This is a genomic window from Magnetovibrio sp. PR-2, from assembly GCF_036689815.1.
Taxonomy (GTDB): Bacteria; Pseudomonadota; Alphaproteobacteria; order Rhodospirillales; family Magnetovibrionaceae; genus Magnetovibrio.
The window spans coordinates 1-1,117 of the sequence record NZ_JBAHUR010000038.1 but is presented as its reverse complement, the minus strand read 5'-3'; the positions used below and the strand labels follow the sequence as shown (position 1 = coordinate 1,117).

At 54.9% G+C, this 1,117-nt stretch carries 1 protein-coding gene; it reads left to right on the top strand.

The features are described from left to right. Positions 1 to 1,117, top strand: a 1,117-nt coding sequence (gene tuf / locus V5T82_RS18105) for an elongation factor Tu (RefSeq protein ID WP_332897079.1), incomplete at both ends; no start/stop codon positions are given.

Sequence of the window (1,117 nt, the reverse complement as noted above, 5' to 3'; positions counted from 1 at the left end):
AAAAATACGAACGCACAAAACCGCATTGCAACATCGGCACCGTTGGTCACGTTGACCACGGTAAAACGACGCTGACGGCTGCAATCACCAAAGTTATGGCAGAAGCCAACGGCTCCGAAGCCATGGCTTTCGACATGATTGACAAAGCACCGGAAGAACGCGAGCGCGGCATCACCATTTCCACGGCACACGTGGAATACGAAACTGAAGCACGTCACTATGCACACGTCGATTGCCCGGGCCACGCTGACTATGTGAAAAACATGATCACGGGTGCGGCTCAAATGGACGGCGGCATTTTGGTCTGCTCCGCAGCTGATGGCCCCATGCCGCAAACGCGCGAGCACATCTTGCTCGCCCGCCAAGTTGGCGTTCCGGCGTTGGTTGTGTACATGAACAAAGTCGACCAAGTTGACGACGAAGAACTGCTTGAGTTGGTGGAAATGGAAATCCGCGAACTGCTGTCTTCCTACGACTTCCCGGGCGACGACATTCCCATTATCAAAGGTTCTGCTCTGGCAGCTTTGGAAGGCCGCGACGACGAAATCGGCAAGAACTCCATCATGGAATTGATGGCAGCTGTTGACGAATACATCCCGCAGCCGGATCGTCCGAAAGACGGCGCGTTCTTGATGCCGATCGAAGACGTGTTCTCCATCTCCGGTCGCGGTACCGTTGTTACGGGTCGTATCGAAAGCGGCGTGATCAAGGTTGGTGAAGAGATCGAAATCGTTGGTTTGAAAGAAACCACGAAAACGACCTGCACCGGTGTTGAAATGTTCCGCAAACTGCTGGACAGCGGTGAAGCTGGTGACAACGTTGGCATCTTGCTGCGTGGCACCGCGCGTGAAGACGTGGAACGTGGCCAAGTTTTGGCTGCTCCGGGTTCGATCACGCCGCACACCAAGTTCACGGCAGAAGCTTACATTCTGACGAAGGAAGAGGGTGGCCGTCACACGCCGTTCTTTACCAAATATCGTCCGCAATTCTATTTCCGCACCACCGACGTGACGGGCATGTGCACGTTGCCGGAAGGCACGGAAATGGTTATGCCGGGTGACAACATCTCCATGGACGTGGAGCTGATTGCTCCGATCGCTATGGACGAAGGCTTGCG